Raw genomic sequence first — 26,216 nt, 5'->3', positions numbered from 1 at the left:
TCCTTCACCCCGAGATCTCGCATCGCGACCGCCGCGGCCAGAGCGTGCGCGGGGGCGCGTTCGTGGAGAAGGAAGCCGAACTTCCATCGCAGCGTCGTCAGGGAGGGGTGTCATGTCAAAGCGCAGCACGATCCTCGCCGCGTTCACACTCGCGGCGGCCGCACGCTTCTCCGCCATCGCGGCATCGCCGCTCGATCTCGCGGCGCTCCTGCGGGAGGCGGAGGTGAACAACCCGGAGATCGCGGCGCTGCGGCTGCGTCAGGAGGCGGCGCGCCTCGTCCCTGGGATCGCCGAGGTGCCGCCGGACCCGGTGGTGAGCGTCTCCTACCTGAACGACACGGTCACCGGCTTCACGCTCGGTCGGAGCGAGTTCTCGAATCTGGCGTTCGGCTGGACTCAGGAGATCCCGTTCCCGGGGAAGCTCCGTCTGGGCGGCGAGGTCGCGAGCCGCGAGGTGGAGATGGTTCGATCGCGCCTCGAGGCAGCCAGGCTGGGCGTCGCCGCCGCGATCAAGGGGGCCTACGCCGATCTCTACAGGATCGACCGGAGCGCCTCCATTCTGGGCGAGCGCCGGAGTCTCCTCGTCTCGCTCATGCAGACGGCTCGCGCCCGCTACGAGACCGGTGAGGGGCTTCTGGAAAACGTCCTGAGGGCGCAGTCGGAGATCACGCGGCTCGATCTCGAGGTCGAGCGCCTCGGGCAGGAGAGGCTCTCCGCCGGCGCCGTGCTCAACACGATGGCGGGACGGATCGAGGATCGTCCGCTCGCCGAGGCGACCGAGCTTCCAGTCCCGGCCGGGGAGATGGATCCGCGCGCGCTCGAAGCGGAGGCCCTGGCCCGCGCGCCCGAGATTCACGAGCGGGAGGCGGCGGTCCTCCGCGACGAGGCGCGGCTCGATCTCGCGAGGAAGCAGCTCAAGCCCGATCTGATCTGGGGAGCGGCCTATCAGAATCGCGGCGGCATCCCTCCGATGGTCATGGGAACGTTCGGCCTGCGGCTCCCGATCTACCGCGAGCGCAAGCAGGTTCAGGCGATCGCGCAGGTGCGGAGCGAAACGGACGCGTCGAAGCAGGAGGTCCTTGCGGCGAGGCTGAATGTCGCAGCGCGCGTGCGCGATCTCGCCGCGCGGGCATCGCGCGCGGGGACGCTGTCGAGCCTCTACCGGGAAGCTCTCATCCCGCAGTCCCTGAGCGCGCTCGATTCGGCGTCGGCCGCCTATGGCGTGGGGAGGGCCGACTTCCTCACGCTCCTCGACGACTTCTCGGCGGTCCTGGCCTACGAGATCGACTACGAGACGCAGCGGGCCGCGCGCGTCGCCGCCCTCGCGGCCCTCGAGCCCCTGACGGGCCGAGAGCTGGTGGCGGCGTCTCGAGGGGAAGCGGCCCGGGAGGGAGGTCCTCGTGAGTAACAACAGACTTCTCAAGATCCTTCTCGCGATCTCGGTGGTCGCCGTCGTAGTCCTCGCCGGAACGCTCTACCGGGCCTTGTCGTCGCGCGGCCCGGCGCCTCTCGAATCGAAGCCCGAGGGCGCCGTGAAGCGCAACGGTTATCACTGCGCGATGCACCCGACGATGATCTCGGACAAGCCGGATGCGTGCCCGATCTGCCAGATGCGGATGGTTCTCGATCACGACGAGGAGCCAGGATCCGGCGGCGCCCTGCCTGCCGGGGAAAGAAAGGTCGTTTACCGCTCCACGATGAACCCGACGGAGTTCTCGGACAAACCCGGGAACGACTCCATGGGGATGGCGATGGTGGCCGAGGAAGCGGAGGAGCGTTCGCCGGAGGGCCCGGACGTCGAGGGGCGCGTCAGCGTGAAGATCTCCCCGGAGAAGCGCCAGCTTATCGGGGTGCGGACGGCGGTCGTCGAAAGAAAGAGTCTCACGAAGACGATTCGCACGGTCGGGCGCGTCACGTTTGACGAGACGCGGCTCCATCACGTCCACACGAAGGTCGGCGGCTGGATCGAGCGACTCTACGCCAACACCGGCGAGGTCGTCGAGAAGGGCCAGCCCCTCCTGACGATCTACAGCCCGGAGCTCCTCGCCAGCGCGCAGGAGTACCTTCTCGCTCTGAGGGCGCGCGACAGGCTCGCCGGCTCGTCGATGCCGTCCGTCAAGGCGAGCGGCGACGATCTCGTGGACAGCGCGCGGCGGCGCCTTCTCCTCTACGACCTGACGGAGGATCAGATCGACGACCTCGCGAAAGCTGGAGAGGCGCCCCGGACGACGACGATCTACGCCCCGATGACCGGACACGTCATCATGCGCAACGTCACGCACGGGGAGAAGATCGACTCGGGAACGGCGCTTCTGGACCTGGCCGATCTCAGCCGCGTGTGGGTCCTCGCCGACGTCTACGAGTACGAGTTGCCGTTCGTCCACGAAGGCCAGGCGGCGACGATGTCCCTCTCCTACCTGCCGGGCCGGACCTTCGAGGGGCGGATCACCCTTATCTATCCCGTCCTCGAGGAGGCGACCCGCACCGTCAAGGTCCGGCTGGAGTTCCCCAACCCCGGCCTCTCTCTGAAACCCGACATGTACGCCGACGTGGAGATCCGCGCGTCGATGGGGGAGAAACTGACGGTTCCCGAGAGCGCTGTCATCAGTACCGGGGAGCGCGACCTCGCTTTCGTCGATCGAGGGGGCGGCTATTTCGAGCCGCGCACGCTCACGCTCGGCCTCAGGCTTCCCGACGGCTTCGAAGTCATCGCCGGCCTCGCCGAGGGGGAGAAGGTTCTCGTCTCGGCGAACTTCTTCGTGGACTCGGAATCGACCCTGAAGGCGGCTCTTCGGGAGACCGGGGGGAAGCGATGATCGAGAGAATCATCGACTTCTCGGCGCACAACAAGCTCCTCGTCCTCGCCCTCACGGCGGCGGCTCTGGCGGGTGCCGTCTACGCGATGAGGAACGTCCCGCTCGACGCAATTCCCGATCTCTCGGACACGCAGGTCATCGTGTACTCGCGCTGGGACCGGAGCCCCGACATCCTGGAAGATCAGGTCACCTACCCGATCATCACGGCTCTCCTCGGGGCGCCCAAGGTGAAGGCGATCCGCGGCTTCTCCGACTTCGGCTTCTCATACGTCTACGTGATCTTCCAGGACGGGACGGATCTCTACTGGGCGCGCAGCCGGACGCTCGAGTACCTGAGCAAGATCCTCCCGTCACTGCCCCAGGGAGTGCAGACGCAGCTCGGTCCCGACGCGACGGGGCTCGGCTGGGTCTACCAGTACGCCCTCAAGGACACGAGCGGCCGTCACGACCTGGCCGAGCTCAGGAGCTTTCAGGACTGGCACCTCCGGTACTCGCTCCAGAGCCTTCCCGGCGTGGCGGAAGTCGCCTCCGTCGGCGGGTTCCAGAAGCAGTACCAGGTCAACCTGGAGCCGGATCGCCTCCTCGCCCACAGGATCCCGATCCAGAAGGTCGTCGAGGCCATCCGGCAGGGGAACAACGACGTGGGCGGCCGGGTGGTCGAGTTCGCGGGCCGGGAGTACATGGTCCGCGGCCGCGGCTACGCCCGCTCGATTCATGACATCGAGCAGATCGTCGTCGGAAACGACTCGAAGGGCACGCCGATCCTGGTGCGGGATCTCGGCCGCGTCGTCCTGGGGCCCGAGATCCGCCGGGGCGTCGTCGATCTTGACGGCCAGGGGGACGCCGTCGGGGGGATCGTCGTCATGCGCGACGGCGAGAACGCCCTCAACGTGATCGAGCGCGTGCGGAAGAGAATCGACGAGCTCCGTCCCTCCTTCCCGCCGGGGGTCGAAATCGTCACGACCTACGATCGCTCGGATCTGATCCGGCGATCGATCGACAACCTCAAGGAAGAGCTGGTTGTCGAGATGATCATCGTCAGCCTCGTCATCCTGATCTTCCTCTGGCACATCCCGTCGGCGGTCGTCCCGATCGTGACGATTCCCGTTTCGGTGATCCTCGCCTTCATCCCGATGTACCTGATGGGGGTCACCTCGAACATCATGTCCCTCGCGGGGATCGCCATCTCCATCGGCGTCCTCGTGGACGGGGCCATCGTCGAGGTCGAGAACGCCTACAAGAAGATCCAGCTCTGGGACGAGGGGGGCCGTAAGGAAGACTTTCACGGAGTACGGCTCCGGGCGCTCAAGGAGGTGGGGCCTTCCGTCTTCTTTTCGCTGCTCGTCATCGCCGTCGCCTTCATGCCGATCTTCACGCTGGTGGACCAGGAGGGGCGTCTCTTCAAGCCCCTGGCCTACACGAAGAACCTGGCGATGGCGATCGCCGCGATCCTGGCGATCACGCTCGACCCTGCGATGCGGATGATGTTCGCCCGGATGGAGCCGATCCGCTTCAGGCCCCGGTGGCTCTCCTGGCCGATCCATCAAGGAGTGGTCGGCACCTACTACCCGGAGGAAAGACACCCCATCAGCCGCCTCCTCTTCCGGCTCTACGAGCCGGTCTGCCGGCTCGTGTTGAGGTTCCCGGGGAGCACGATCCTGGCTGCAATCCTGGTCATGGCGATGACCGTGCCGGTCTACCTGAAGCTCGGCGGTGAGTTCATGCCGCCGCTCGACGAAGGGACCTTCCTCTACATGCCGATCACCCTCCCGGGGATCTCGGTGACCGAGGCGCAACGCCTCCTCCAGACGATGGACCAGATCCTGATGGAGAGCCCCGAGGTGGAGCGGGTTTTCGGCAAGATCGGCCGCGCCGACACGCCCACCGATCCCGCTCCCTTCTCGATGGTGGAGACGACGGTTCTCCTGAAGCCCCCGTCTCAATGGCGCCGTGTCCCGCGCTTCTACTCGGAATGGCCCGAGTGGCTCCAATCATCGTTGCGGCACGTCTGGTACGACAGGATCACGAAGGACGATCTGATCGCCGAGCTCGATCGGAAGCTCCGTTTCCCGGGCGTGTCGAATATCTGGGTCATGCCGATCAAGAACCGCATCGACATGCTTCAGACGGGGATCAGGACGCCCGTCGGCGTGAAGATCTTCGGCGCCGACCCGAAGGTGATCGAGCGGATCGGCGGCGAGGTGGAAGCGGCGGTCCGGGAAGTGCGCGGCACGCGGAGCGTTTTCGCCGAGCGGACGGCGGGCGGCTACTTTCTCGACTTCGATCTGAAGCGCGAGCAGCTCGCGCGCTACGGCCTCAGCGTCGAGGAGGCCGAGATGGTCATCCAATCGGCGATTGGCGGGGAGACGGTCACCCGGACCGTCGAGGGGCGCGAGCGTTACGGCGTCTCGGTCCGTTACGCCCGCGAGGAGCGCGACAGCCTGGATCGCCTTCAGCGTGTTCTTGTCCCGACTGCGGCCGGGGCGCAAATCCCCCTCGCGCAGATCGCCGACATCCGCATGGAATCCGGCCCCTCGATGATCCGCGACGAGAACGGGATGATCGCGGGCTACGTCTACGTCGATCTGTCCGGAAGGGACGTCGGGGGCTACGTCGAGGAAGCGAAAGCAATCGTGGCGCGAAAGGTCGCGCTCCCCGAGGGGTACTCGCTTCAGTGGAGCGGCCAGTACGAGAACATGATCCGGGTGCGCGAGAGGCTGAAGGTCGTCGTGCCGATCACCGTCTTTTTGATTTTCATGCTTCTCTACATGAACACCAAGTCTGCGGTCAAGGCGAGCATCGTCATGCTTGCGGTGCCGTTTTCGGTCGTCGGCGCGGTCTGGCTCCTCTACCTTCTCGGGTACAACGTGTCGATCGCCGTCTGGGTGGGGATGATCGCGCTCATGGGTCTCGACGCCGAGACGGGGGTCTTCATGCTCCTCTTCCTCGACATGTCGTACGGAGACGCCGTGAGGCAGGGGAGGATGCGGACGAAGCAGGACCTTCAGGACGCAATCATCCACGGCGCCGTGAAGCGCATCCGCCCGAAGATGATGACTGTCTGCGCGGCGATGGCGGGTCTGATGCCGATCCTCTGGTCGCTAGGGACGGGCGCCGACATGATGAAGCGCGTCGCGGCGCCCATGGTCGGCGGCCTCGTCACCAGCTTCATCATGGAGCTGCTGGTCTATCCGCCGATCTACGAGTTCTGGAAGTGGAACTTCGAGATGAAGCGGGGGAAGATGGCGGCGTGAAGATGCGGATGTGGATAGCGATCCTGATCCTGGTCACGCTCGTCGTCGGGGCCGTGGTCGCGATCTTCCCTTCGTGGACTCACGGCTTCAGCGCCCGCGAGGAGCCGACGGCTCTCGAGGCGTTCATGGCGCGCCGCATGCGCCGGCACGCCCTTCCGCCCGGCGCGCGAGAGATTCGAAATCCCCTGCCGGCGACGTCGGAGGTTCTCGCACAGGGTCGAGCCCACTTCGCCGACCACTGCGCCCTCTGCCACGGCAACGACGGCCGCGGCCAAACGACTATGGGTCGGAGCCTCTATCCGAAGGCGCCGGACATGGGGTCCGAGGGGACCCAGTCCCTCTCGGACGGAGAGATCTTCTACATCATCAAGAACGGCATCCGGCTCACCGGGATGCCGGCCTGGGGGGAGGAGACGCCGGAGGACGATCGTGAATCCTGGGCGCTCGTCCAATTCATCCGTCATCTCCCGCGAATCACCTCCGAGGAGGTTCAGGAGATGGCTGAGGCGAACCCCAGGACACGGAAGGAGTTCGAGGACGACGAAGAAGCCCGCAGGTTCCTCGAAGTGCACTGAGCGACGCACAGGAGAGAAACGCGATGAAGAAAACAGCCATGGCTCTCTCGATCGCCGTTACGTGCGTTCTCGCGGGCCCCGCCCTCGCGCACGAGGGGCACGACCACAAGATCATGGGGACCATCGCGGCGATCGATGCGACGCACGTCGAGCTCGCGACGAAGGACGGCCCCAAGGCGACGATCGGGCTCAACGCAGACACGAAGATTCTCCGAGGGAAGGCCCAGGCGACCGTAGGGGATGTGAAGGTCGGCGAGCGCGCGGTGGTCACGGCGATCCAGAAGGATGGGAAGATGATCGCCCGGGAGGTGCTCCTTGCGGTCGCGAAGAAGTGACGTCGCGGCCGGAGTGCTCGCGCTCCTGACGGCCGTCCCGGGGATGTCGTTCGCCCACGATACCTGGATGGCGCCCGAGCGATGGTCCGTTCCGGCAGCGTCGGTCGTGGGATTGGATCTCACCAGCGGGATGGGGTACCCGGCGCTCGACTACGCGATCGAGCCGGATAGGGTCGACCGGGCCGTCTGCCGCCTCGGCGGGAGGACCTCGGGGATCGAAGAACGCTCGAAGATCTCCCATTCGATGCGCCTCACCGCGCGGCTCGAGACGGTGGGAATCGCGACGATCTCCGTGGACCTCAAGCCCAGGGCGATCGAGATGACGCCCGATCAGGTGAAGGAGTACCTCGACGAGATCGACGCCCCCGAGTCGATCCGGAAGACCTGGGCCGCCTCCGGCGGGAAAAAGCCCTGGCGGGAGACGTACACGAAACACGCCAAGACATTCGTGAGGGTGGGGGAGCCGGGAGCCGATCGCTCGTGGGCCGTCCCGATCGGGGCGGCGCTCGAGATCGTCCCGGAGAGCGATCCGACGACGCTCCGATCGGGTGTCGGGCTGACCGTTCGCGTTCTGAAGGGAGGGTCGCCGGCCGCGGCATTTCCCGTCGGGGTGGTCCGTGAAGGCGACGCGGCCGGCACCATCCGGACGACCGACGCGGAGGGACGCTGCGTCATCTCCCTCGATCGGCCGGGCCCCTGGCTGTTGCGAGGGACCGACCTGCGTTCGTCCTCGACGCGTGATGGTGAGTGGGAGAGCGATTTCGCGACGCTCACCCTCGAGGTTCGCCCCGACTGAGTGCCGCTTGCGGAATAAAGGGCCTCGGAGTATCGTTGAGATTCCAGTATCCCCCTCCCGGGGATGGGCATATGGAGGCGGCATGGTGCATGCGCGGAGAAAGGCGGCAGGCGGCGGCGAGCTGAGCTATGCGAACCTCGGAGAAGTGCACCAGGGCGAAATCCGCAACCGACTGGCCCGCATCGAGGGACACCTCAAAGGACTTGGCCGCCAGATGGAGGCCGGCGCCGAATGCCACGAGCTGCTCATGCAGGCCTCGGCCATCCGCTCGTCCCTGAGCGGCCTGATGGCGAAATTGCTCGAAGCGCACATCGACACCTGCGTCCTGAGCTGCGCCCGCAAGGGCAAGGGAGAGGAGGCCCTCGCAGGTTTGAAGGCCGCCCTGACGATGGCCTTGCGCCAGATCTGAGGGCTGACCCGGTGAAGAGGAAGCAATGAACGCATCGAAAGAGGGGCTGACTCTGGGAGGGGCGCTCGCCGCGGCGGTGGCGGCGTCGGCGTGCTGCATCGGCCCCGTCCTGTTCGTGGCGCTTGGTCTCGGCGGCGCCTCCTTCGCCGTCGCGATCGCTCCCTACAGGGGTTGGCTCGTCAGCCTGACGCTGTTGCTGCTCGGAACTGCGTTCTACCAGATCTATCGAAAACCCGACGCGGAGGATTGCGATGAGGACGGAGCCTGCCGGACGGCGTCCCGAACGCGCGGCTTGAAAGTCCTCCTCTGGATCACCTCCGCCATCGTGGTTGGCGTCCTCGCGTTCCCGTACTACGCGCCGTATTTGTTCTGAAAGGGGGGACTCTTGCGTCGAAGCATCGTGGCGCTGGCAATCGTACTCGTCCTCGTCGCTGGTTTGTACCTGCTCACGGCACCCCCGGCCGATGGCGGCCCGCCGGATGTCTCAAGCGTCGAGAGTTTCGGCGCTCGATTCGACAGGGACCTCGGTGTGCCACGGGTTGTCCTGCTTCTCTCTCCGACGTGACCGGTCTGCGTCGAGGGCGCCCGGAGGGTGCAGGAGCAGATACTCGATCGAAACCCGTCGCTGAAGGTGAAAGTGTACGCAATCTGGTTCGAGATGATTCTCACCGATCGCCGCTCGTTCTGGCCGAAGGGGATCTTCAAGGACGCTCGAGTCACGGAATTCTGGGACGGCGACAAGGCTCTCGGCACGTGGTACGGCCGTCAGCTCAGACCCGACGACCAGGGAGTCGTCCTCTGGGACACGTATCTCCTCTACGAACCCGGGGCGCGCTGGAACGAGATGCCGCCGAGACTCGTGAGCTGGGGCGGCACCGTGGTGCAGGAAATCCACCACCTCGAAACGGACTTGCTCGCCGCCGCGGGGAAGCCGGGAGGCGGAACCGAGGGGGACACGGGCTCCCCGAGCGGAACTGGATCCCGGCCCAGGGCCGGTGAATCCACCGTCACCCTGAAGGTCAGCGGGATGACGTGCGGCGGCTGCGAGGCGGCGATCAGGATGGCACTCAAGAAACTGGATGGGGTCGTTTCCGTCCACGTGGACTCCACGAGAGGGACGGCGACGGTGGCCTTCCTCGAGGCGACGGTCACGATTGAAAAGATCGTCGAGGCGATCGACCAGACCGGCTTCAAGGCGTCTCTCGCGCAAGCGCCGGCGGGCTCCTGACGAGATGGAAGAGACCTGTTGCCCCGCGATCGCGAACCGGCCGCACATCGCTTGCCCCCGATGCGGAGCGCAGGGGCGCCTCGTCTCGGCCAGAACGGTATCGGCTCACGTGCGGGCAGACGTGGCGGCACGGTTGCTCGGGGTCGAGCAGAGGTTCTGCGGCTCGAGAGACTGTCCGGTGCTTTACTACGGTTCGGACGGGCGCCTCGTCGAAAAGGACGCCTCTCTCACAAGAATCGGCGCCAAGGAATCGACGGATCCCATTCCACTCTGCTACTGCTTCAACGTCACCGCCGGAGACGTGCGCGAGGAGATCGTGCGCACGGGGCGAAGCGCCATCGCCGACTGGATCGCGGCGGAGGTGAGGGCTGGCCGATGCGCGTGTGAAGTGAAGAACCCGTCGGGGGTGTGCTGCCTCGGCGATGTGAGACGATGCGCGCAGGCGTCGCAGAGGAATCCGGGGCCAGCCGCTCGAGCGCGCGATCTTGACGCCGGCCTCGAACGCGAGGAGAGTGAATCGTCATGAAGGCGCCGCGCAGTTTCAGGCCGATCACCCTGGTGCTTCTCGTCATGGCGTCGAGCGCCATCCCGGCCCGGGCCGGCATCGGGTGAGCCTGAGCCAGCCCCCAGCTCCCGGTCGGGAGCTTCGGATTCCACTCGGTCCGTCCCGTGGGCGAATGGTCCGCCGGCGTCGCGTACGGCGATCAGATCCTCGACGTGCCCTAGCTCGACGCGGTGCGGAATGGTCACACCGACAGCCCGAGGACCGTCCAGCAGTCGGTACTCCTCACCGGTGAAGTCGGGCTGAGCGAGCGCTTCTCCCTCACGGGGTTGGCCCCGCTTCGTCGCACCGCGCTTTCAGGGCCTGGCGCCTTCGAAACGACGGGAACGGGGGATCTTCTTCTCGACGCGCGCCAGTCGCTGACCGACCCCGAGAAGAACGGGCGCTTCACGGCCGTCGCGATCTACGGGGCGTGGCTCCCGACGGGGAAAGCGAACAGCTCCCGCGACATCGCGGAGAACGTCTCATTCACACGCGGGGCCGTGACGCTCGACGTCGGCGGCGAGGTGGCGTGGAGGGCGGGGCGATCGCGGATCTTCGGACAGATCGACGCGCAGTATCCGCTCGGGGACGACCGGAACGGGTACCACTTCGCGGCGAGCCGCACCGGCGCCGTGACCCTCTCGCACCCTCTCGCAGGAGACTCTCTGTCGTGGCTGCTCGGCGCGCAGTGGCGCTACACCGGTGTCGATGAGCTGAAGGGCGTCTCCATGGTGACCCGAGGCGGATCCTCTTCACGTGCGAGCGGCGGCATCCTCTGGAGCGTGAGGCGCCGCCAGAACGTCGGGCTCCTCGTCTCCCGGCTGATCCGGGCCGACATGAACGGCGATCGCGCGACCGGCGAGGGGCAGCTCGTCGCGCGCAACGAGTTCGTCGTCGCGTGGCAGGGGACCTTCGGCACGCACCGGCACCCGGTGGACTGAGCGATTCCGCTCGGAGAAGCGCCGAGCGGCAGCGCTCTTGCTAGATCCAGCCGAACCCCGGTGTCATCACCGGAGACAAGCGAGCGCCTCCGCGGGCGCCTCGTGAGTCCGGAGTTCCGGGATCATCAAGAAGACGCGCGTCTTGCGACCGGCCGCGCTCGATCCCGCGGCCTTCATCCCGGTTGTGTCGCCCTCCGCGCCGCCCCCCGCGCCTGCGTCCCCTTGCCCCCTGCGTGGGTGTGGCGGCGCACCCGACCACGGCATCGACGGGCCCTAGAGGAGGAATGAACATGCGTGCTCCACGGCCGATCCGTGCGACGGCGGTCCTGACCCTCCTGGCGCTCGCGGCCCTTCCGGGTGCGAGCCCGGCCGACGCCCACCCGTCCTACTTCAGCCGGTACTGCGCGAAGAGCGGGTGCCATGACGGCACGTCACCCGATCGTTCGCCGGCGGACGGCCCCACCTGCGCCGGGTGTCACTATCACGGGATGTTCGCGAACGGCCGCACGCAGCAGATCAACTTCCGGGGGTGGACGGACAAGTCCTCCTACAGCGCCGGCGAGCCGATGACGGTGTTCGTGACGGGAGGGAACCAGCCCGGGTGGATCCGCGCGCGGGTGGAGGACGAGAACGGTGTCGAGCTGGCGCGGGCCACCGGCCCGACCGGCATCGGCGACGACGGCGATCCGAACTGGACGGCGAGCCGGCTGCCCGGGCCGATCGTCCTCAGGATCACGGCCCCCTACGTTCCCGGCACACATCGATGGCGGGTCGCATGGTTCGGCAACATCCAGGAGCCGAATCCACCTGCGTCGATCGCTCACGTCTTTCTGAGGTGGCACGCCGTACCTCTGCCGCCCTTCGACGTCGTCTCCACCGATGCGACGGGGCCGACCATCTCGGGCATCACGATGTCCCCGACGCCGACAGGAGGCGTCCGGCAGATCGCCGTGAGGGCGATCGCGAGCGATGCGACGAGCGGAATGTCGCCGATCCGGGAAGCGCGTGTTCACGTCGGATCGATTCTCCAGGAGGCGGCCGGCGTCTGGCGGCCTCTCGTCGCGAGCGACGGGCAATGGAGTTCTGCCGAGGAAGGGGTGACGGGGACGCTGGACATCTCCGGACTGCTCGCGGGATCGTACATGGTTGATCTCCAGGGCGCCGACATCCTCGGCAACTGGGGTCCTGTCGAGTCCGCCCCCTTCGAAGTGACGGCGCCTCCTGAGGGCGACGTCCAGGCGCCCTCGGCGTCGTGCGGCGCCGCCTGGCCGGCTGTGGTGCCTCCGGGGCAGCCGGTCTACGTCAGGGCGGGGATCGACGATTCGTCGACGGGCGGCTCGCCGATCTACGGAGCGGAGGCGTTCCTGGGAGCGCCAGGCCAGGACGGCACCGGAGTTCCGCTTGAGGCGGAGGATGGCGTCCTCGATTCGGCGGCCGAGGAGACTGGCGGGGATCTGCCGACGACCGGCCTGGCCGACGGCGTGTATCCGGTGGTCATTCACGGCGTCGACGCCGCCGGACTGTGGAGCCCGTACTGCGACGCCTCGTTCGAGGTCAATCGGTCCGCGGATACGACGGGACCGACCGTCATGGCGGCCCGCTTCGCTCCCAGCCCGACCTCGGGCGCTCCCACGGCTCTCCTGTACGCGACCGCGGACGACGCCTCGACGGGCAATGCCGTCGTGACCGCCGCCGAGTACTACGTCGGCACGGCGCCGCCGCCAGGCGAAGGCATTCCCATGACGGCCGACGACGGCGCCTTCGATTCCCCCCGGGAGCTGCTGACCGCGGCGATGGACGTGACGGCATGGCCGCCGGGAGCCTACGTCGCGGGAGTGCGCGCGAAGGACGCGGCCGGTCACTGGGGGAAGGAGAGGCTCGTCCCGCTGAGCGTCAGCACCGGCGGGCCCGACGAGGCGGGTCCCGAGATCGTGTGGTTCGACGCGATGCCCCACCACACGTCGGGGGCCCGGAGGGTCACCCTCATGGGGAAGGTCGACGACTCGGCGACGGGAGGCTCCCGCCCCGCTTTCGTGGAGTACTCCCTCGACGGACGGAGCCTGCCGGGCGCCGGAACCCTCGTGCGGTTGAAGTCCAGAAACTCCGCGGCGCGGTTCAGGGCGATCGTGGACGTCAGAGATCTCGTGATAGGCGCCACCTACACTGTCTACGCCAGGGCCATGGACACGCACGGAAACTGGGGGCCTCTCTCCACGACGGCGTTCAAGGTCACCACGGGCCGCATGGACGGCGGCATGGAGATGCGTCCGGCGGAGCCGCGGGGACGCCGGTGAGATGAAGCGGGGGATGCGACCTGTCATAATGCGCGCCCTTCCGGAGCGCGATGGACCGGAAGAGCGGAGACTGAGACAGGTTGAAGATCCCGGGCAGTCTGTTCCGACTCTACCGTGAGTTCGTCGAGGGGAGCGCCCCCGCGTCCGCTTCGTCGGCCCTGTGGACCTTCCCGTCGATCGTCCTCGCGGCGCTGATCATCGCGTGGGGGGCGGAGGCCGCGCAGTTCCTCATCTCGCAGGGGCTGGCGCTCGCCATCCTCGCGTGGCTCCAGACCCTCCCCGAGTTCGCGGTCGAGGCGGTCATCGCCTGGAACGCGCCCCACACGCCGCACGGCGTCGAGCTGATCTCCGCGAACTTCACCGGGAGCCTGAGGCTCCTCGTCGGCCTCGCGTGGCCGGCCATCTACCTCGTCGCCGCGGTCGGCTGCCGGCGCAAGCACAGGAGACCGCTGCGCGAGATCCGGCTCGAGAACGAGCACTCCGTGCAGGTGATGGCTCTCGTCCCCCCGCTCCTCTACTTCATCTTCATCTGGGCGAAGGGGACGCTGACGATCGTGGACTCGGTCGCCCTCATGGTGATCTACTTCGCCTACCTCTTCCTCCTCAACCGCCTCCCTCCCCAGGAGGCCGAGCACATCGAGGACATGGAGGCGATCCCCAGGGCCATCCTCGGGCTGAAGCCTGCGACGCGGAACGCGGTCATCTTCGGCCTCTTCCTCGCCGGCGGGCTGATCCTCTATCTCGTGGCGGAGCCGTTCCTCGAGAGCCTCCTCGCGCTCGCCGTGTCGATGGGGATGTCGCAGTACTTCTTCGTGCAGTGGATCGCGCCGTTCCTGTCGGAGTTCCCGGAGAGCGGGAGCGCCTTCTACTGGGCGCGGAAGATCCGGGGGGCGCCCGTGGCCCTCATGAACATGGTCTCGTCCAACATCAACCAGTGGACGATGCTCGTGGCCATGATACCGGTCGTCTACTGCTGGAGCTCGGGCTCCGTCGTCCCCGTGGTCTTCGACCAGCACCAGAGGACGGAGATCCTGCTGACGATCAGCCAGTCCGCGCTCGGCTTCATCCTGCTGTGCAACATGTCGTTCGCGTGGTACGAGGCGGTGGGGATCTTCGTGCTCTGGTTCGTCCAGTTCGTGGGCCCGCTGGTCGGCATGCCCGAGATCCACTTCCAGGTGACGGTCGCCTACCTCGTCTGGAGCGCCCTCGAGGCGCTCTCGGTGCTGACCGGAAGGCGGGCGTTCCGCGCGGCGGGGATCTTTCGCGCCCTCTGGCGCTCGCACCTGTCCCCCTGGCGGAGGATCGACGGTCGCGCTACTTGACGGGGACGCGGGTGGTGCGGCGCTCGTGGATCTTCCCGGCGAACTTCTCCTCGACCCACTTCCTGAGGTTGTCCATCGCCCCCTCGCGCGTCGGGCCGGTGACGGTGTGGTCGGGGTTCGCGAGATCGAAGAGATCCTCGTCGGAGTCCTCGCCCGGGGTGGGGGCCATGTAGGCCGGGAAGAAGCCGGCCATGAAGCCGTCGCCGTCCTCCTTGACGGCGATGAAGTAGACGACCTTGCCGATGCCGCTCTTCTCGACGACGTACTCGACGTAGCTCATCGCGTTCGCATCTCCGGCCGGTGGGGTCTCTCGCCGGCGGCGAGAATCTCGTGAAATCGTGCGGTGGACGGCGGAGTATATCACGCGCTCCCGCGCCTCCCGACGCAACCGGGGGGCGGTCGCCCGTGTCGCATGAGAGGGAAGGGGAGCGTGTAATCTAGGATGACGCATCCATCACGATCGGGAGGGGGCATGGGCCGGGGCCGGCATCGTTCCACGCGCGTTGCGATCGCCGTCGCGGTCGTGGCGTCGCTCGCTCTCGGCTCCGCATCGCGGGCCGAGGGGGCGAAGAAGATCCGCTACGACGTCGTCGCGATCCGCCCGGGGCTCGCCGAGAGCGCCGTGCCGGGACGCGAGATAGCCGCAGACGCCGCGCGGCTCGCGTACCTCGCCCTCGTCCTCACCCCTCACATCGACGTGAGGTGGCGCCCGCTCGATCCCCCCGCGCGCGAGACGTTCGTCCTGACCGCTCCGGCCGTCGGCCGCCTCGCGGGGGCGCGGGGCGCCGACGCCCTCGACGCCGCCCGCCGGATGCTCTTGGCGCTCCCCAGGCACTCGCGGCGCTCGGCGGTGAGGACGCTCGCCGATCTCGGCATCGGCGGTCTCGGCGACGCGGCGTCGGCGGCGCTCCTCGACACCCTGCGCGCGTGGGTCGCGGGCGAAGCAGGAGGTGAGATGGCCGCAGGAGGCGCGGCGGGCGCCGCCGCGGCCCGTGCGCCCTCCGGCCCGGTACCCGCCTTCGCGCTCGGCCTCGCGCGCCTGGACGGCGGCGACATCGCCGGCGCGAGCGAGGCGTTCCGAGGCCTCGACGACGCGAAGCAACTCCCCGGCGCGGCGAGGCGGCTCGTCCGCGCGACGCGCGCCGCCCTCTCCGGGGACGCGCCGCAGGCGCTCGGCGACGTCGACGGCGTCGTCTCCGAGCTCCCATCGCTCGCCCCGGCGCGCGTGCTGCGCGCCCTCCTCCGCCGGAGCGAGTGCTCCCTCTACGACCTCGACGCCATCCGGGGGGATCTCGCCGCCGCGCTCCTCGCGCATCCCTGCTGCGCCGCCTGCTCGATGGAGGAGGCGGAGATGGCCGCCTTCGCAGGCTTCGCCCCCGAATCTTTCCGCACGATCGACGCCCCGGGGTGCAGCCACGAAGCTCTCGATTCGGCCCGCGACCGCGCCCTCGCCCTTATCGAAGGGGCCTCCGGCCACGCCGAGCCCTCGTTGGCGGCGGCCGCCCGCGCCGAAGCGCGCGACGTCAGCGCCCTCAGAAGGGGGCTGGCGCCGGCCTTCCTCCTCGCCGGGGACACCGCGCACCTCGACGAGTCGTACGACTCCGAAGCCGACTTGAAGCTCACTCCCGCGATCGCCGTCGAGGAGCGCCTCCACGCCGGCCTCAACGCGCTCTGGGCCGGGAGGCCCGCGGCGGCGGCCGCCCAGTTCGAGAACGCCCTCGATCGCGATCGGAGCGGCGCCCCGCCCGGCGGCGCGCCGACGCCGCGCGCGCAGCTCCTGATGTCGCTGCGGGTGAGGTCGTATCTCGCGGCCGGCAGGATCGAGGAGGCGAAGCGCGCGGCCGCCGAGGCGCGCGAGACGCTCGCCGGCCGCGGCGCCGGTCTGGTCGAGTACACGGCGGCCCTCGTGGACATCGCGTCAGGGGACAACGAGGGGGCGCTCCGGCGCATGGCCGCCTCGGGGCGGCCGTCCATGAAGGTGTGGAGCTACCTCACCCAGGCCCAGGTCCACCTCGAGCGAGGCCGCGGGCGGGACGCCTACGAGATCTCCACGCAGGCGCTCTCCGCCGTCGGGTCGCAGCTCACGATCTGCCCCGGCGTGTCGACCGACGCCTACCTCCTCGAGCCGAACGCGAGGGCCCTTCTCGCCCTCGGAAAGCCGAAGGAGGCCGAGCGCGTGCTCGATCGCCTCTTCAAGCTCGGCGGCCGGGGGCTCTTCGCCCCCGACGTCATCGTCCCGGCGCACCTCCTCGACGGCCAGGCCCGCGAGGATGCCGGCGACCGGGCCGGCGCCCGGGCCGCGTACGAGGCCGTCGTCTCCGCGTGGGGTCGCGGCGAGGAGACCCCGGCGCTCCGCCGGGCGCGCGAGAGGCTCGCCGCCCTCCCCTGAACGGCCGACTCCCGCGTATCTTTCTCGTTCGTCTCGTTTCACGGGACATCCAGAACTTGCGTGATATAATGGCCGACCTCTGAGAGAGATTCCCGACGCGAACCGATCGCACTGAAATCGAGGAGATGACGGTGGCCCGAGAATCAGCAGTTGTGTACAAAGGCATCAAGCCCATCACGGAACGTTACCCCGAGGCCCAGAAAGAGGCCGTCGCCGACCTTCGCGAGCTGATGCAGGCGGCCGAGCCCCGCGTTCGCAACCTGTTCCAGCAATCGCTGGGGGTGCGCCTGAAGTTCAGGGACCAGGTCAACGCCTACATGCCTGGCGACGCATGGGACGTGTACTACGTGGACGGCGAGGCGTACAACGAGAACTGCCACTTCACGGTCAGCCTCTATCACCGGACGCTCGAGGTGGGTCTCACCATCCCCAGCCACGCGAAGAACCGGCAGTGGGAGCGCTTCAACACCCTGGCGCGCGACAAGGAGAAGTTCGTCGAGATCCTCAAGGGGATCCGCGAGGAGAGCCCCGAGCTCTGGATGCGCCTCTGGCACCGGCACGACATGGGCGGCCAGAAGCTGGTCCAGGACGGGGAGGCCCGGTTCAAGGTCGACACCATCTACGGGTTCGACGTGGAGCAGACCGAGAACCGCTACTTCAAGCCGGCGTCGTCCTGGTACGTGCTGATGAAGGAGCTGGTCTCAGAGCGCCTGAACCACAGGTTCAACCTCGAGGTGCAGTTCTACGTCCCGTACTTCATGGAGGTGGACGATCCGCGGCGCCAGTACCGCGAGAAGATCGCCCCGTACCTCGCGACCCCCGATCAGCCCGCCTTCATCGACGAGCTGGTCCGCATCATCCAGATGTACGGCCCGTTCCTGACGTACCTGATGGGGTAGGACGCGGCCTCGATCCCGCGACATCGATCACACGAAGGCCGGTGGCCCGAACGGGCTGCCGGCCTTTTGTGGTTTTTGGGGGAGGACTTGGTGCCTCGGGACGGAATTGAACCGCCTACGCAGGGATTTTCAGTCCCTCGCTCTACCGGTGAGCTACCGAGGCACCCGTGGGGAATCTGTGGAAGGCCCGCACCATACCGGCCGGGTTTCGGGGTGTCAACTGGCGTGGCCCGGGGTGGTGCGGCCGGCCTTCGCGGCCGGCCGCTCGTGAGATCTACCGCCGCGGCGGAGGAGGGGGCGCCGCCGTCGGGCGCGATCGGCCGCCGCCGTCGATCGGGACCACCGGGGTGTCGGCCTTCGCCTTGCGCGGCTCGCCCTCCGCCGGATGCGGTGCCGTGGCGGCGGCTGCCGTGGCGGTGGGTGCGGCCGCCGGGGCGGGGGTCGGAGTGACCGCCGGCGTCTTCGTGAGGCCGGTGAGGACCCTGAGCTTCTTCTCGACCTCGGCCCTCACGTCGGGGTTCTCCTTGAGGAACTGGCGCGCGTTCTCGCGCCCCTGGCCGACGCGCATCTCGCCGTAGGAGACCCACGAGCCGCTCTTCTGGAAGAGCTTCTTGTCGATGGCGAGATCGACGAGGTCTCCCTCGCGCGAGATCCCCTCGCCGTAGAGGATGTCGAACTCGGACCACCTGAAGGGGGCGGCCATCTTGTTCTTGACCACCTTGACCTTCGTGCGGTTGCCGACGACCTCCTCCCCCTCCTTGATCGACGCGATCTTCCGGATGTCGAGCCGCACGCTCGAGTAGAACTTGAGGGCGCGCCCGCCGGTCGTCGTCTCGGGGTTTCCGAACATCACGCCGATCTTCTCGCGGATCTGGTTGATGAAGACGAGCGCCGTGCCGCTCTTCGAGACGACGCCCGTGAGCTTGCGGAGCGCCTGCGACATGAGCCGCGCCTGCAGCCCCACGTGCGAGTCGCCCATCTCCCCCTCGAGCTCGGCCCGGGGGACGAGGGCCGCGACGGAGTCGATGACCAGGATGTCGATGGCCCCCGAGCGCACGAGGACTTCGGCGATCTCGAGCGCCTGCTCGCCGTTGTCGGGCTGGCTCACGAGCAGGTTGTCGACGTCCACGCCGAGCTTGCGCGCGTAATCGGGGTCGAGGGCGTGCTCGGCGTCGATGAACGCGGCGAGGCCGCCCATGCGCTGGGCCTGCGCGATGACGTGGAGCGTGAGCGTGGTCTTCCCGGAGGATTCCGGGCCGTAGATCTCGGTGACGCGGCCCCGCGGGATGCCGCCGATTCCCAGGGCGGCGTCGAGCGACATCGCCGTGGTCGAGATGACCGGAATGTCCTGAACCTCCCGCGCGCCGAGCTTCACGATCGAGCCCTTGCCGAACTGCTTTTCGATCTGGCCGACCGCGGCCTCGAGCGCCTTGCCCTTGCCGTTCGCGTCCTGCGTCGTCATGCCGTTTCTCCTTGGGCGGGGAGGCTTCTCAGGAAGGCATTCTTGCCGTTTTGGGGGTCCGAAAGCAAAGCGAACCTCGGCATCTTAGACGAGCCGCGGCGTGACGGTCAAGGGATCCGAAGCCGGGGCCCGCGTCAGGGGGCGATCATGAACTGCACGGACGGAGAGGTGGCCTCGGTGCCGTCGGCGCGCGTTCCCGCGACGCGCCAGAAGTGGCTCGCCCCGGCGTCGATCACCTTCACGATGCTCTCGGGCACCTCAAGGCTGTCGCCGCGGACTTTCTCCGAGCGGTAGATCGTCCGGAACTGGTTGTCGAGGATGTAGGCCTGGTACTCGTCGACGCCGTCGACGCGGGACCAGTGGAGCGTCAGCGCGCCGTGAGGCACCGTCCCGAGCGGCGAGATCGCGCTGGGGCTTCCTGACTCTCCCTTGCCGATCGACGGGGAGAGGGCCACGCCCCCCTTGACGAGAGGCGCCGGCGCGGCCTCTCCCTTCCGGAGGACGGCCACGCCCATGGCGAGCAGGATGATCCCAAGGGCTGTGAGGCCGACGTAGAGGGACATCGGGCGTGCCTTCGCGGGCGGTGAAGCGGGATAGATTTCGGGATCGGACATCGAGGCCCTCCGGGGCGTAAGAGACTGAAATTATAGCCCAATTCGGTTGACACCCGTCGCGCGATGAACTTAACATTCCCGTCCATCGGAACGGACGAGGAGGGGCTGTTGCGACGATCAAGTTCCGCCATCGGCGTCGTCGTTTTCTCGATTTTCTGCCTCCTCGGCTGCGCCGCGGGCCATCCGGCCCCCCTCAGCGCCCCGGCCGCCCCCGCGCCGGCCCCTCTCTCCGGGGGCGCCGCCTCTCACGATGAAGGTCCGGCACCGGAAGGTGCCCCGCCCCACCCCGCTCCCGTCCTCATCGATCAGATCTCGGTCGTCATCCAGGAGTCGAACGACAAGTACCTGATGGGGGAGGAGGCGTACCGCGCCGGAGATCTCGAGCGCGCCCGCTCCCACTTCGACGCCGCCCTGCTCACCTTCATGACCTCGGGGCTCGACGTGCTGAACGAGCCGCGCCTCCGTGAGGCGTACGATCGCATGGCGCGCGACATCCAGTCGCTCGAGGCCGAGGCGCTCGCCTCCCCCGACGGCGAGGCGAAGCCCGACGCGAGCGACGTCCCGGCCGACGAGCTGAAGGACATCAAGCAGTTCCTCACCCCCGAGGAGCTCGCCAGCGAGATGCGCAAGGTCAAGCCTCTCGCGGCGGGGGACAGTTTCTCGATCCCGGTCGTCCTCAACGATCGCGTGCTGACGCTCGTGCAGGCGTGGCAGACGCACTTCACGAAGGCCTTCGCCGGCGGGTATGAGAGGATGGGGCGCTACGAGCCGATGATCCGCCGCGTCCTCCGCGAGGAGGGGCTCCCCGAGGACCTCATCTACCTGGCCTTCACCGAATCGACGTTCAAGCCGAGCGCCTATTCGCGCGCGCGCGCCAGGGGGATCTGGCAGTTCATGGCCTCCACCGGCAGCCGCTACGGCCTGACGAAGAACTCGTACGTGGACGAGAGATCGGATCCCGAGAAGGCGACCCGCGCCGCGGCGCAGTACCTCAAGGAGCTGTACGGGATGTTCGGGGACTGGAACCTCGTCCTCGCGTCGTACAACTGCGGCGAGGGGCTGGTCCAGAAGGCGATGGCGCGGACGGGGAAGACCGACTACTGGGATCTGATGACGACGCGCTACTTCAGGAATGAGACGAAGAACTTCGTCCCGTCCATCATGGCCCTCTCCCTCATGTCGCGGGACCCTTCGGCATACGGCTTCGACGCCATCGAGAAGGACGCGCCGCTCGAGTTCGACCGCGTGACCGTCGACGGGCCGGCCGACCTGTCGCTCGTCGCGCGCCTCTCGGGCACGACCCCCGAGGCGATCAAGGAGCTGAACCCGGAGCTCACGCGCGCCGTCACTCCCCCGGGGCTGAAGTCGTACTCGCTGCGCGTGCCGAAGGGGAGCGGCGAATCGTTCCAGACCGCTTATGCGTCGCTCGCCCCTTCCGACAAGATCGCGAACGTCCGGCTCATCGCCGCCTCGAGCGGCCGCCGGCGCGGGGGTCGCGCTTCGGCCGCAGACGTCGAGGCAGGAGACGACGGGCGCTACACGGTCCAATCGGGTGACACCCTCTCGGACATCGCGCGCCAATTCGGGATGTCGGTCCGCTCCCTCACGTCGGCGAACGGCATCACGGAGAAGTCGCTCCTCTTCCCGGGCCAGTCGCTGAAGGTGCGGATGGCGTCGTCCACCGCCGCCTCGAAGTCGGCCCGCGTCGCCCCCGCTCCGGCGCCGTTGGCCGGGCACCATGGCTCGACGTCGAGCCGTGCGAAGACCGCATCCGCCGAGAAAGACGCCGCGCAGAAGCTCTCGTACAAGGTCCGGCCCGGCGACAACCTCTACCGGATCGCCCAGCGCTATGGGGCGTCGGTCGACGACCTACGGTCGTGGAACGGCCTCAAGAAGTCCGGGGACATCTTCCCCGGCGACATGCTCACGATCTACGCGCGGTAGGGCTCAGACGCCCCTGAGCGCGCGGACCTATTCCAGCTGATCTCGGCGCAGCCGCTGCTCCACTCCGGAGAACTTCTTCTCGATCGGCGGCGCCCAGACTCCTTCCAGGAGCTGTATGGCGATCCGACGGAGTTGAAACGGACCATCCCTCCCCGATCGCAGGACCATCGATCCTTCAAACGCGACCCGAATCGTTCTGAGTCCTACTGACAGATCGAGGGAGTTCGCACTCCATCCTGCCTGCTTTCCGTCCGGGTCGGTCAAATAACTGCTGACGGCGACCTTTCCCCCCTGACGGACGTCGACATCCACGTCGAAGGGGATCTCCTCGAATCGTCCGTTCCCGTCGGCGTCCACCGGCGCCGCGGCCCGAGCGGAGAGGATTTTCAACGTGTCCGGAATGACGCCGAGTCCGTGCCGAAGCGCCCAGGCCCTCTGAAACGATCCACCCGAGACGTCGCCGCGCGCGACCACCTGCCCCCGAAACGTCCCCCGCTCGGTCGGCACCGCTCGGCCGAAGTACGAACCATCGCCGCGGTCGTCCAGCGGGACCACCTGGAAAACGAAAGGAGGGTCGCGGTCGGGAATCAGCCACACTTCCACGCGCGCCCCGGGCACCGGCACGCCCGCGTTCAAGACCTTCGCGGTGAACTCGATCGGAACTCCAGGCGCGTAGGCCTCGCCGTCCGTCTCGGCGGTGACGACGAGCGGCGAGTCGGCGTGGGCCTCGTAGGTGTAGACGACGTCGCTCCCCGCGCGAAGACGGACCTTCCAGAGGCCCACGCCGGGCTTTTCCTGCGCCACGTTTCTGAACCCGTCGTCGGCTCCGTCATCGTCGAGGCGATGGAGTTTTCCCGAGGGATCGAGGACGGCGACTTCGAGATCCGTGACGTTCGGATCGGTGGCGACGAGGACCGCGACGCGAGCCACCGATGCATCGATGGGGAGGTCGTAGGTTTTCTCCTTGCCGGCCTTGAGCGATTCGGTGAGGCCGACCATGACCACGGCGAAGGGATTGCGGGGTCTGGCAGCCGTTCGATCCGACTTATCCGTCGGCGCCGCGACAACGCAGGCGATGGTCTCCATCAAGACGGCGACAACCACGAGCACCCAGTCTGGCGACGTTCTGCGTCGATTCGACATTAAGTAAAGCTCAGAAGTTCAAGAGCGCGCGGACTCATTCCAACTGATCGCGGCGCAGCCGTTGCTCGACTCCAGAGAATGTCTTTTCGATCGGCGGAGCGGATTCTTCCTGCATGTCCTGGATGACTACCTTGCGGAGGTGGTACGGCCCGTCCCTTCCGGAGCGCACGACATCGGATCCAATGAAGGCGATGCGAATCGTCCGGAGTCCAACAGAAAGGTCGATCCAGTCCGTTCTCCAAGCCACCTGCGCACCGCCACTTTCAGAGAGATGGCTCGTGACGACGAACTTGCCCCCCCGACGAACATCCACCATCACGTCGAACGGGATCTTCTCGAAGCGCCCGTTCCCGTCGGGATCCTCGGGCGTCACGGCCCGAGCGGAGAGGATCTTCAACGTGTCCGGGATGACGCCGAGTCCGTGCCGGAGCGCCCAGGCCCTCTGAAAGGACCCACCCGGGACGTCGCCACGTGCGACTACTTCGGCCCGAAACGTCCCCCGCTCGGTCGGCACCGCGCGGCCCACGTACGAGCCATCGCCGCGGTCCTCGAGCGGGACGATCTGAAAAATAAGGGGGAGATCGCGGTCGGGAATCAGCCATGCCTCCACGCGCGCCCCGGTGACCGGCACGCCCGCGTTCAAGATCTTTGCGGTGAATTCGATTGGCGCCCCCGACGCGTAGGCCTCGCCGTCCGTCTCAGCGGTCACGACGAGCGGTGAGTCGGCGTGGGCCTCGTAGGAGTATACGATGTCGCTTCCCGCGCGCAGCCTCACCTTCCAGAGACCCACGGCTGGGGCCTCCTGCGTCAAACCAGTAATCCCATCGTCCCCATCCGCGACGCCGTCGTGGGACTTCCCTGAAGGATCGAGGAAGGCGATATCGAGGTCCGTGACGTTTGGATCGGTGACAACGTCGACGAAGAGCCGCGCCACCGAAGCGTCGATCGGGAGGTCGTAGGTCTTCCCTTCGCCGGCCTTGAGCGACGCCGTGAGGCTCACCATCACGACTGGGACCGGCGCCCGAGGGTCTGGATTGGACTGAGTTACGCCCGTTACGGGTGATGCGATCGCGCATGCCGATGCGCCGACCCACACGGCGAGGACGAAAACACCCCGTCCCCCAGGTGAGTCACGATGGCTCGACATCACTCTTCCTTTCCCGGCAATGGATCCCCGGGGTGACCTCCTCCGCCCGTCCCCTGGCCGCATCCGCCCGCCTGGAAGGTGCACGCCTGATACATCGCCGTAGTGTACGCGTTGGGCGTCGTCAGGGCCACGGACGGATCGCCAAGGTTTGAGAGAACGAGGTTGCCAAGGCGATATCGTTGGCCATCCTCGCCGGGGTGAAAGGAGCTTGCGGGAAACTCGAGCCTGATTGTGTTGACGCCGGTCGCCAGGGTCAGGTTCGGCTCTTCAATCGTCATAAGTGGGGCTCCGGTGAGATCCTGGAGCTCGGCCGCGAGCGCGTAGGTTCCTGCCCTGGTCGGGTCAGCGACGACATCGAGATTCACGACGAGCGTGTCGGGGTGGCCGCCGGCCTGCAGAGCCTCCACGAGATCCCGGGCCGCTTTCAAGAAAAGCGGCGGGCCGTCAAAGTCGTAGAAGCGATAGAGGAGAGTCGGATGCTGGAGCGACCGGGAGTCGCTCTCGAGCGCGAATCGCGTCAGGTCCGTGATGCGGACCGACGTCAGCGTGTATGGCCCGTCAACCCCCCATTTCCTCAATTCCGTTCCGTCGAAGGGGATGGATACGGGCTGTGTCGCGGCGGAGCTCGCCAGGTGCACCGTCACCGAAGACGAAAGCGAGTTCGACTGGGCACCGTCCGTGAGGACACCTCTCACCAGGTAGTCGCCTGCGACCCTCGGGTTGGAGATTCCGATCTGGATCTGCAGCGAGTCGGAAAGCCCGTCTCCGTCCGAATCCACGGATGACTCCGTGATCGGAAACGCCGCGTCGACCCTGGCGGACGAGGGTTTCTGTGAAATCATGGGGATTCCGGCTTCGCGCAGGAACGAGAAGTTCCCGTGAGGGTCGATGCGATCCTCGCAGAGCCATACGCCGGGACCTCCGAACACCTGGCTCCAGGTGCAGTGAATCAGGCCGTATGCGGCGATTCGAATCTGGTAGTACCCGCCGTTCGGATAGGAGTTCCAACCGATGATGTAGTCGCCGTTCCCGAGATCCGACATGGTCGGCGACGCGACGAACTCTCTGTCAGCGTCGTAAATCCCAGCCTGGATCGACGCCCCCGGAAGACTCACCCCATGGCTGCTCAGGTGCGCCCTTATCACGATCGTGTCGTTCGCACCGTAATCGACCTTGTCCGTTGAAGCGACGAGCGTCAGGTCGGTCTGGCCTGTGGTGGCCCCGGCCTGCAACTGGACGGCAGCGTCGGTCTGGTAGTCGTAGCGCCACCATCCAAGCTCGGGGTTATTGAGGGTGTAAGAAAGGACGCCGGGGCTGGACTCAGCGGGCACCGGGATTCGGGCGCCTGAGGGGCTGATCAGATTCGCCTGGACGTTTGCGGTTTCTGGGGAGAACCGGAACGAGAAATTGACCTGACCCGCACCGGGATCCACCGGGAAATTAAGGCAGCACCAGCTCCCCGCCCCGGGAAGACGCAGATCGAACGTCCTCAGCCCGAGCACGCCGCCAGACAGGTTTACGGTCGTGAGAGGGGAAGGCGGCGGCGAGGGGAGGGGCTGGGTTGCGGGGAGCGTCGAGTTGTCGCCGTCTCCTGCCGCGGAGCTCCTCATGACGGCCACCGCCCACGCGGCGACGGCTGGGTCCGAGAGCATCGGTTGAGCTGCTGGCGCGGGGGGCGATTTCGGCATGAACCCTGAGCTCGTGTGAGAGTCCGGCCGGGTAACCGCGCTCGAGGCGAGCGGTGGAAAGGCTCTATCCACCGGGACGAGCCCGTCGTTCGAAACCTGGAAGATCTGCGTGTGGTGCGGGAGCGGGCAGACTGTGTCCGTCGAACTGTATTCGCTTCCGGCGAAATTGAATTGGCGCACGCTGATCGGTCGCCAGTTCTCGGCGTACCACGAGAACCGCTTGAAGGTGGTTAGTTCCGATATCGGGAAGGGGTGACCGAAAACCATGTTCAACACCAAGACGTCAGGGTGCTCGTAGTAGAAGTGATCGGCGAACTCCGTGCCCTGCAGCGGAGACCCCAGGGTCAGAAATGACTCGACTTTCGAACGGGTGGCATCGTCCGTGAGAGCCTGGGTACAATCTAGGCCGCCCTTGC

The 26,216-nt window shown here is 67.3% G+C and carries 22 protein-coding genes and 1 tRNA gene; 16 read left to right on the top strand and 7 right to left on the bottom strand.

From position 1 onward, the window contains the following. The first annotated feature begins 112 nt into the window (after nucleotides 1-112). The 13 genes from HY049_12375 to HY049_12315 all read left to right on the top strand — a co-directional run bounded on the left by HY049_12375 (nucleotide 113) and on the right by HY049_12315 (nucleotide 14,514). Nucleotides 113-1,408, top strand: a complete 1,296-nt coding sequence (locus HY049_12375; protein MBI3449696.1) for a TolC family protein — start codon at nucleotides 113-115, stop codon at nucleotides 1,406-1,408. Then, a complete protein-coding gene (locus HY049_12370; GenBank protein MBI3449695.1) occupies nucleotides 1,401-2,816 on the top strand; it encodes an efflux RND transporter periplasmic adaptor subunit in 1,416 nt (471 codons plus the stop codon). The genes HY049_12375 and HY049_12370 overlap by 8 nt, the downstream gene beginning before the upstream one ends. Further along, a complete protein-coding gene (locus tag HY049_12365; protein ID MBI3449694.1) occupies nucleotides 2,813-6,070 on the top strand; it encodes an efflux RND transporter permease subunit in 3,258 nt (1,085 codons plus the stop codon). Before HY049_12370 ends, HY049_12365 begins: the two co-directional genes overlap by 4 nt. Nucleotides 6,071-6,072: 2 nt before the next feature. Then, nucleotides 6,073-6,645 carry a c-type cytochrome gene (locus tag HY049_12360; GenBank protein ID MBI3449693.1) on the top strand — a complete coding sequence of 191 codons (573 nt, stop codon included), beginning with the start codon at nucleotides 6,073-6,075 and terminating at the stop codon, nucleotides 6,643-6,645. 23 nt (nucleotides 6,646-6,668) lie between these two features. Further along, entirely contained in the window at nucleotides 6,669-6,980 is a 312-nt protein-coding gene (locus HY049_12355) for a hypothetical protein (protein ID MBI3449692.1), read from the top strand. Next, nucleotides 6,961-7,776, top strand: a complete 816-nt coding sequence (locus HY049_12350) for a DUF4198 domain-containing protein (protein ID MBI3449691.1) — start codon at nucleotides 6,961-6,963, stop codon at nucleotides 7,774-7,776. The genes HY049_12355 and HY049_12350 overlap by 20 nt, the downstream gene beginning before the upstream one ends. Nucleotides 7,777-7,858: 82 nt before the next feature. Further along, nucleotides 7,859-8,185: a metal-sensitive transcriptional regulator gene (locus tag HY049_12345; GenBank protein ID MBI3449690.1), complete on the top strand. Its 327-nt coding sequence runs from the start codon at nucleotides 7,859-7,861 to the stop codon at nucleotides 8,183-8,185. Nucleotides 8,186-8,210: 25 nt separating this feature from the next. Further along, on the top strand, nucleotides 8,211-8,558 hold the full coding sequence (locus HY049_12340) for a mercury transporter MerT (protein MBI3449689.1): 348 nt from the start codon (nucleotides 8,211-8,213) through the stop codon (nucleotides 8,556-8,558). 471 nt (nucleotides 8,559-9,029) lie between these two features. Then, the gene (locus HY049_12335) at nucleotides 9,030-9,413 is read left to right on the top strand and encodes a heavy-metal-associated domain-containing protein (GenBank protein MBI3449688.1); all 384 of its coding nucleotides are present in this window, start codon (nucleotides 9,030-9,032) and stop codon (nucleotides 9,411-9,413) included. A gap of 4 nt (nucleotides 9,414-9,417) precedes the next feature. Next, nucleotides 9,418-9,939: a copper chaperone Copz family protein gene (locus HY049_12330; protein MBI3449687.1), complete on the top strand. Its 522-nt coding sequence runs from the start codon at nucleotides 9,418-9,420 to the stop codon at nucleotides 9,937-9,939. Between the two features lie 209 nt (nucleotides 9,940-10,148). Then, entirely contained in the window at nucleotides 10,149-10,898 is a 750-nt protein-coding gene (locus tag HY049_12325; GenBank protein MBI3449686.1) for a transporter, read from the top strand. A 290-nt stretch (nucleotides 10,899-11,188) separates the two neighbouring features. Further along, a complete protein-coding gene (locus HY049_12320; protein ID MBI3449685.1) occupies nucleotides 11,189-13,192 on the top strand; it encodes a hypothetical protein in 2,004 nt (667 codons plus the stop codon). 80 nt (nucleotides 13,193-13,272) lie between these two features. After that, nucleotides 13,273-14,514 (top strand): hypothetical protein, encoded by a 1,242-nt coding sequence (locus HY049_12315; GenBank protein ID MBI3449684.1) that lies wholly within the window; start codon nucleotides 13,273-13,275, stop codon nucleotides 14,512-14,514. Here the strand turns inward: HY049_12315 and HY049_12310 are convergent. Next, the gene (locus tag HY049_12310) at nucleotides 14,507-14,794 is read right to left on the bottom strand and encodes a hypothetical protein (protein ID MBI3449683.1); all 288 of its coding nucleotides are present in this window, start codon (nucleotides 14,792-14,794) and stop codon (nucleotides 14,507-14,509) included. The genes HY049_12315 and HY049_12310 overlap by 8 nt on opposite strands. A 192-nt stretch (nucleotides 14,795-14,986) precedes the next feature. On the opposite strand from HY049_12310, the gene HY049_12305 reads away from it, so the two are divergent. Further along, on the top strand, nucleotides 14,987-16,903 hold the full coding sequence (locus HY049_12305) for a hypothetical protein (protein MBI3449682.1): 1,917 nt from the start codon (nucleotides 14,987-14,989) through the stop codon (nucleotides 16,901-16,903). A 131-nt stretch (nucleotides 16,904-17,034) separates the two neighbouring features. Next, entirely contained in the window at nucleotides 17,035-17,802 is a 768-nt protein-coding gene (locus tag HY049_12300; GenBank protein MBI3449681.1) for a hypothetical protein, read from the top strand. 88 nt (nucleotides 17,803-17,890) lie between these two features. Here HY049_12300 and HY049_12295 read toward each other — a convergent pair. The 3 genes from HY049_12295 to HY049_12285 form a co-directional block, all read right to left on the bottom strand. Then, nucleotides 17,891-17,965, bottom strand: a tRNA-Phe gene (locus HY049_12295). A gap of 111 nt (nucleotides 17,966-18,076) precedes the next feature. Further along, nucleotides 18,077-19,264: a recombinase RecA gene (gene recA / locus HY049_12290; protein MBI3449680.1), complete on the bottom strand. Its 1,188-nt coding sequence runs from the start codon at nucleotides 19,262-19,264 to the stop codon at nucleotides 18,077-18,079. Nucleotides 19,265-19,398: 134 nt separating this feature from the next. Beyond that, nucleotides 19,399-19,827, bottom strand: a complete 429-nt coding sequence (locus HY049_12285) for a hypothetical protein (protein MBI3449679.1) — start codon at nucleotides 19,825-19,827, stop codon at nucleotides 19,399-19,401. Nucleotides 19,828-19,986: 159 nt separating this feature from the next. Here HY049_12285 and HY049_12280 point away from each other — a divergent pair, with 159 nt between their 5' ends. After that, complete coding sequence (locus tag HY049_12280; protein ID MBI3449678.1) at nucleotides 19,987-21,822, top strand: LysM peptidoglycan-binding domain-containing protein; 1,836 nt, start codon at nucleotides 19,987-19,989, stop codon at nucleotides 21,820-21,822. 27 nt (nucleotides 21,823-21,849) lie between these two features. Here HY049_12280 and HY049_12275 read toward each other — a convergent pair whose 3' ends face one another. From HY049_12275 to HY049_12265, 3 genes are all read right to left on the bottom strand, one after another. Continuing rightward, a complete protein-coding gene (locus HY049_12275) occupies nucleotides 21,850-22,821 on the bottom strand; it encodes a hypothetical protein (GenBank protein MBI3449677.1) in 972 nt (323 codons plus the stop codon). A gap of 178 nt (nucleotides 22,822-22,999) precedes the next feature. Beyond that, nucleotides 23,000-24,115, bottom strand: a complete 1,116-nt coding sequence (locus HY049_12270; protein ID MBI3449676.1) for a hypothetical protein — start codon at nucleotides 24,113-24,115, stop codon at nucleotides 23,000-23,002. Beyond that, nucleotides 24,112-26,216: hypothetical protein (locus tag HY049_12265; GenBank protein MBI3449675.1), on the bottom strand; the 2,105-nt coding region annotated here is incomplete at its 5' end. The genes HY049_12265 and HY049_12270, both read right to left, overlap by 4 nt.

Source organism: Acidobacteriota bacterium (assembly GCA_016195325.1).
In the GTDB taxonomy this organism is placed as follows: domain Bacteria; phylum Acidobacteriota; class Polarisedimenticolia; order JACPZX01; family JACPZX01; genus JACPZX01.
Note: the sequence above shows the minus strand (reverse complement) of the source record. Positions and strands in the feature narration are given on the sequence as shown.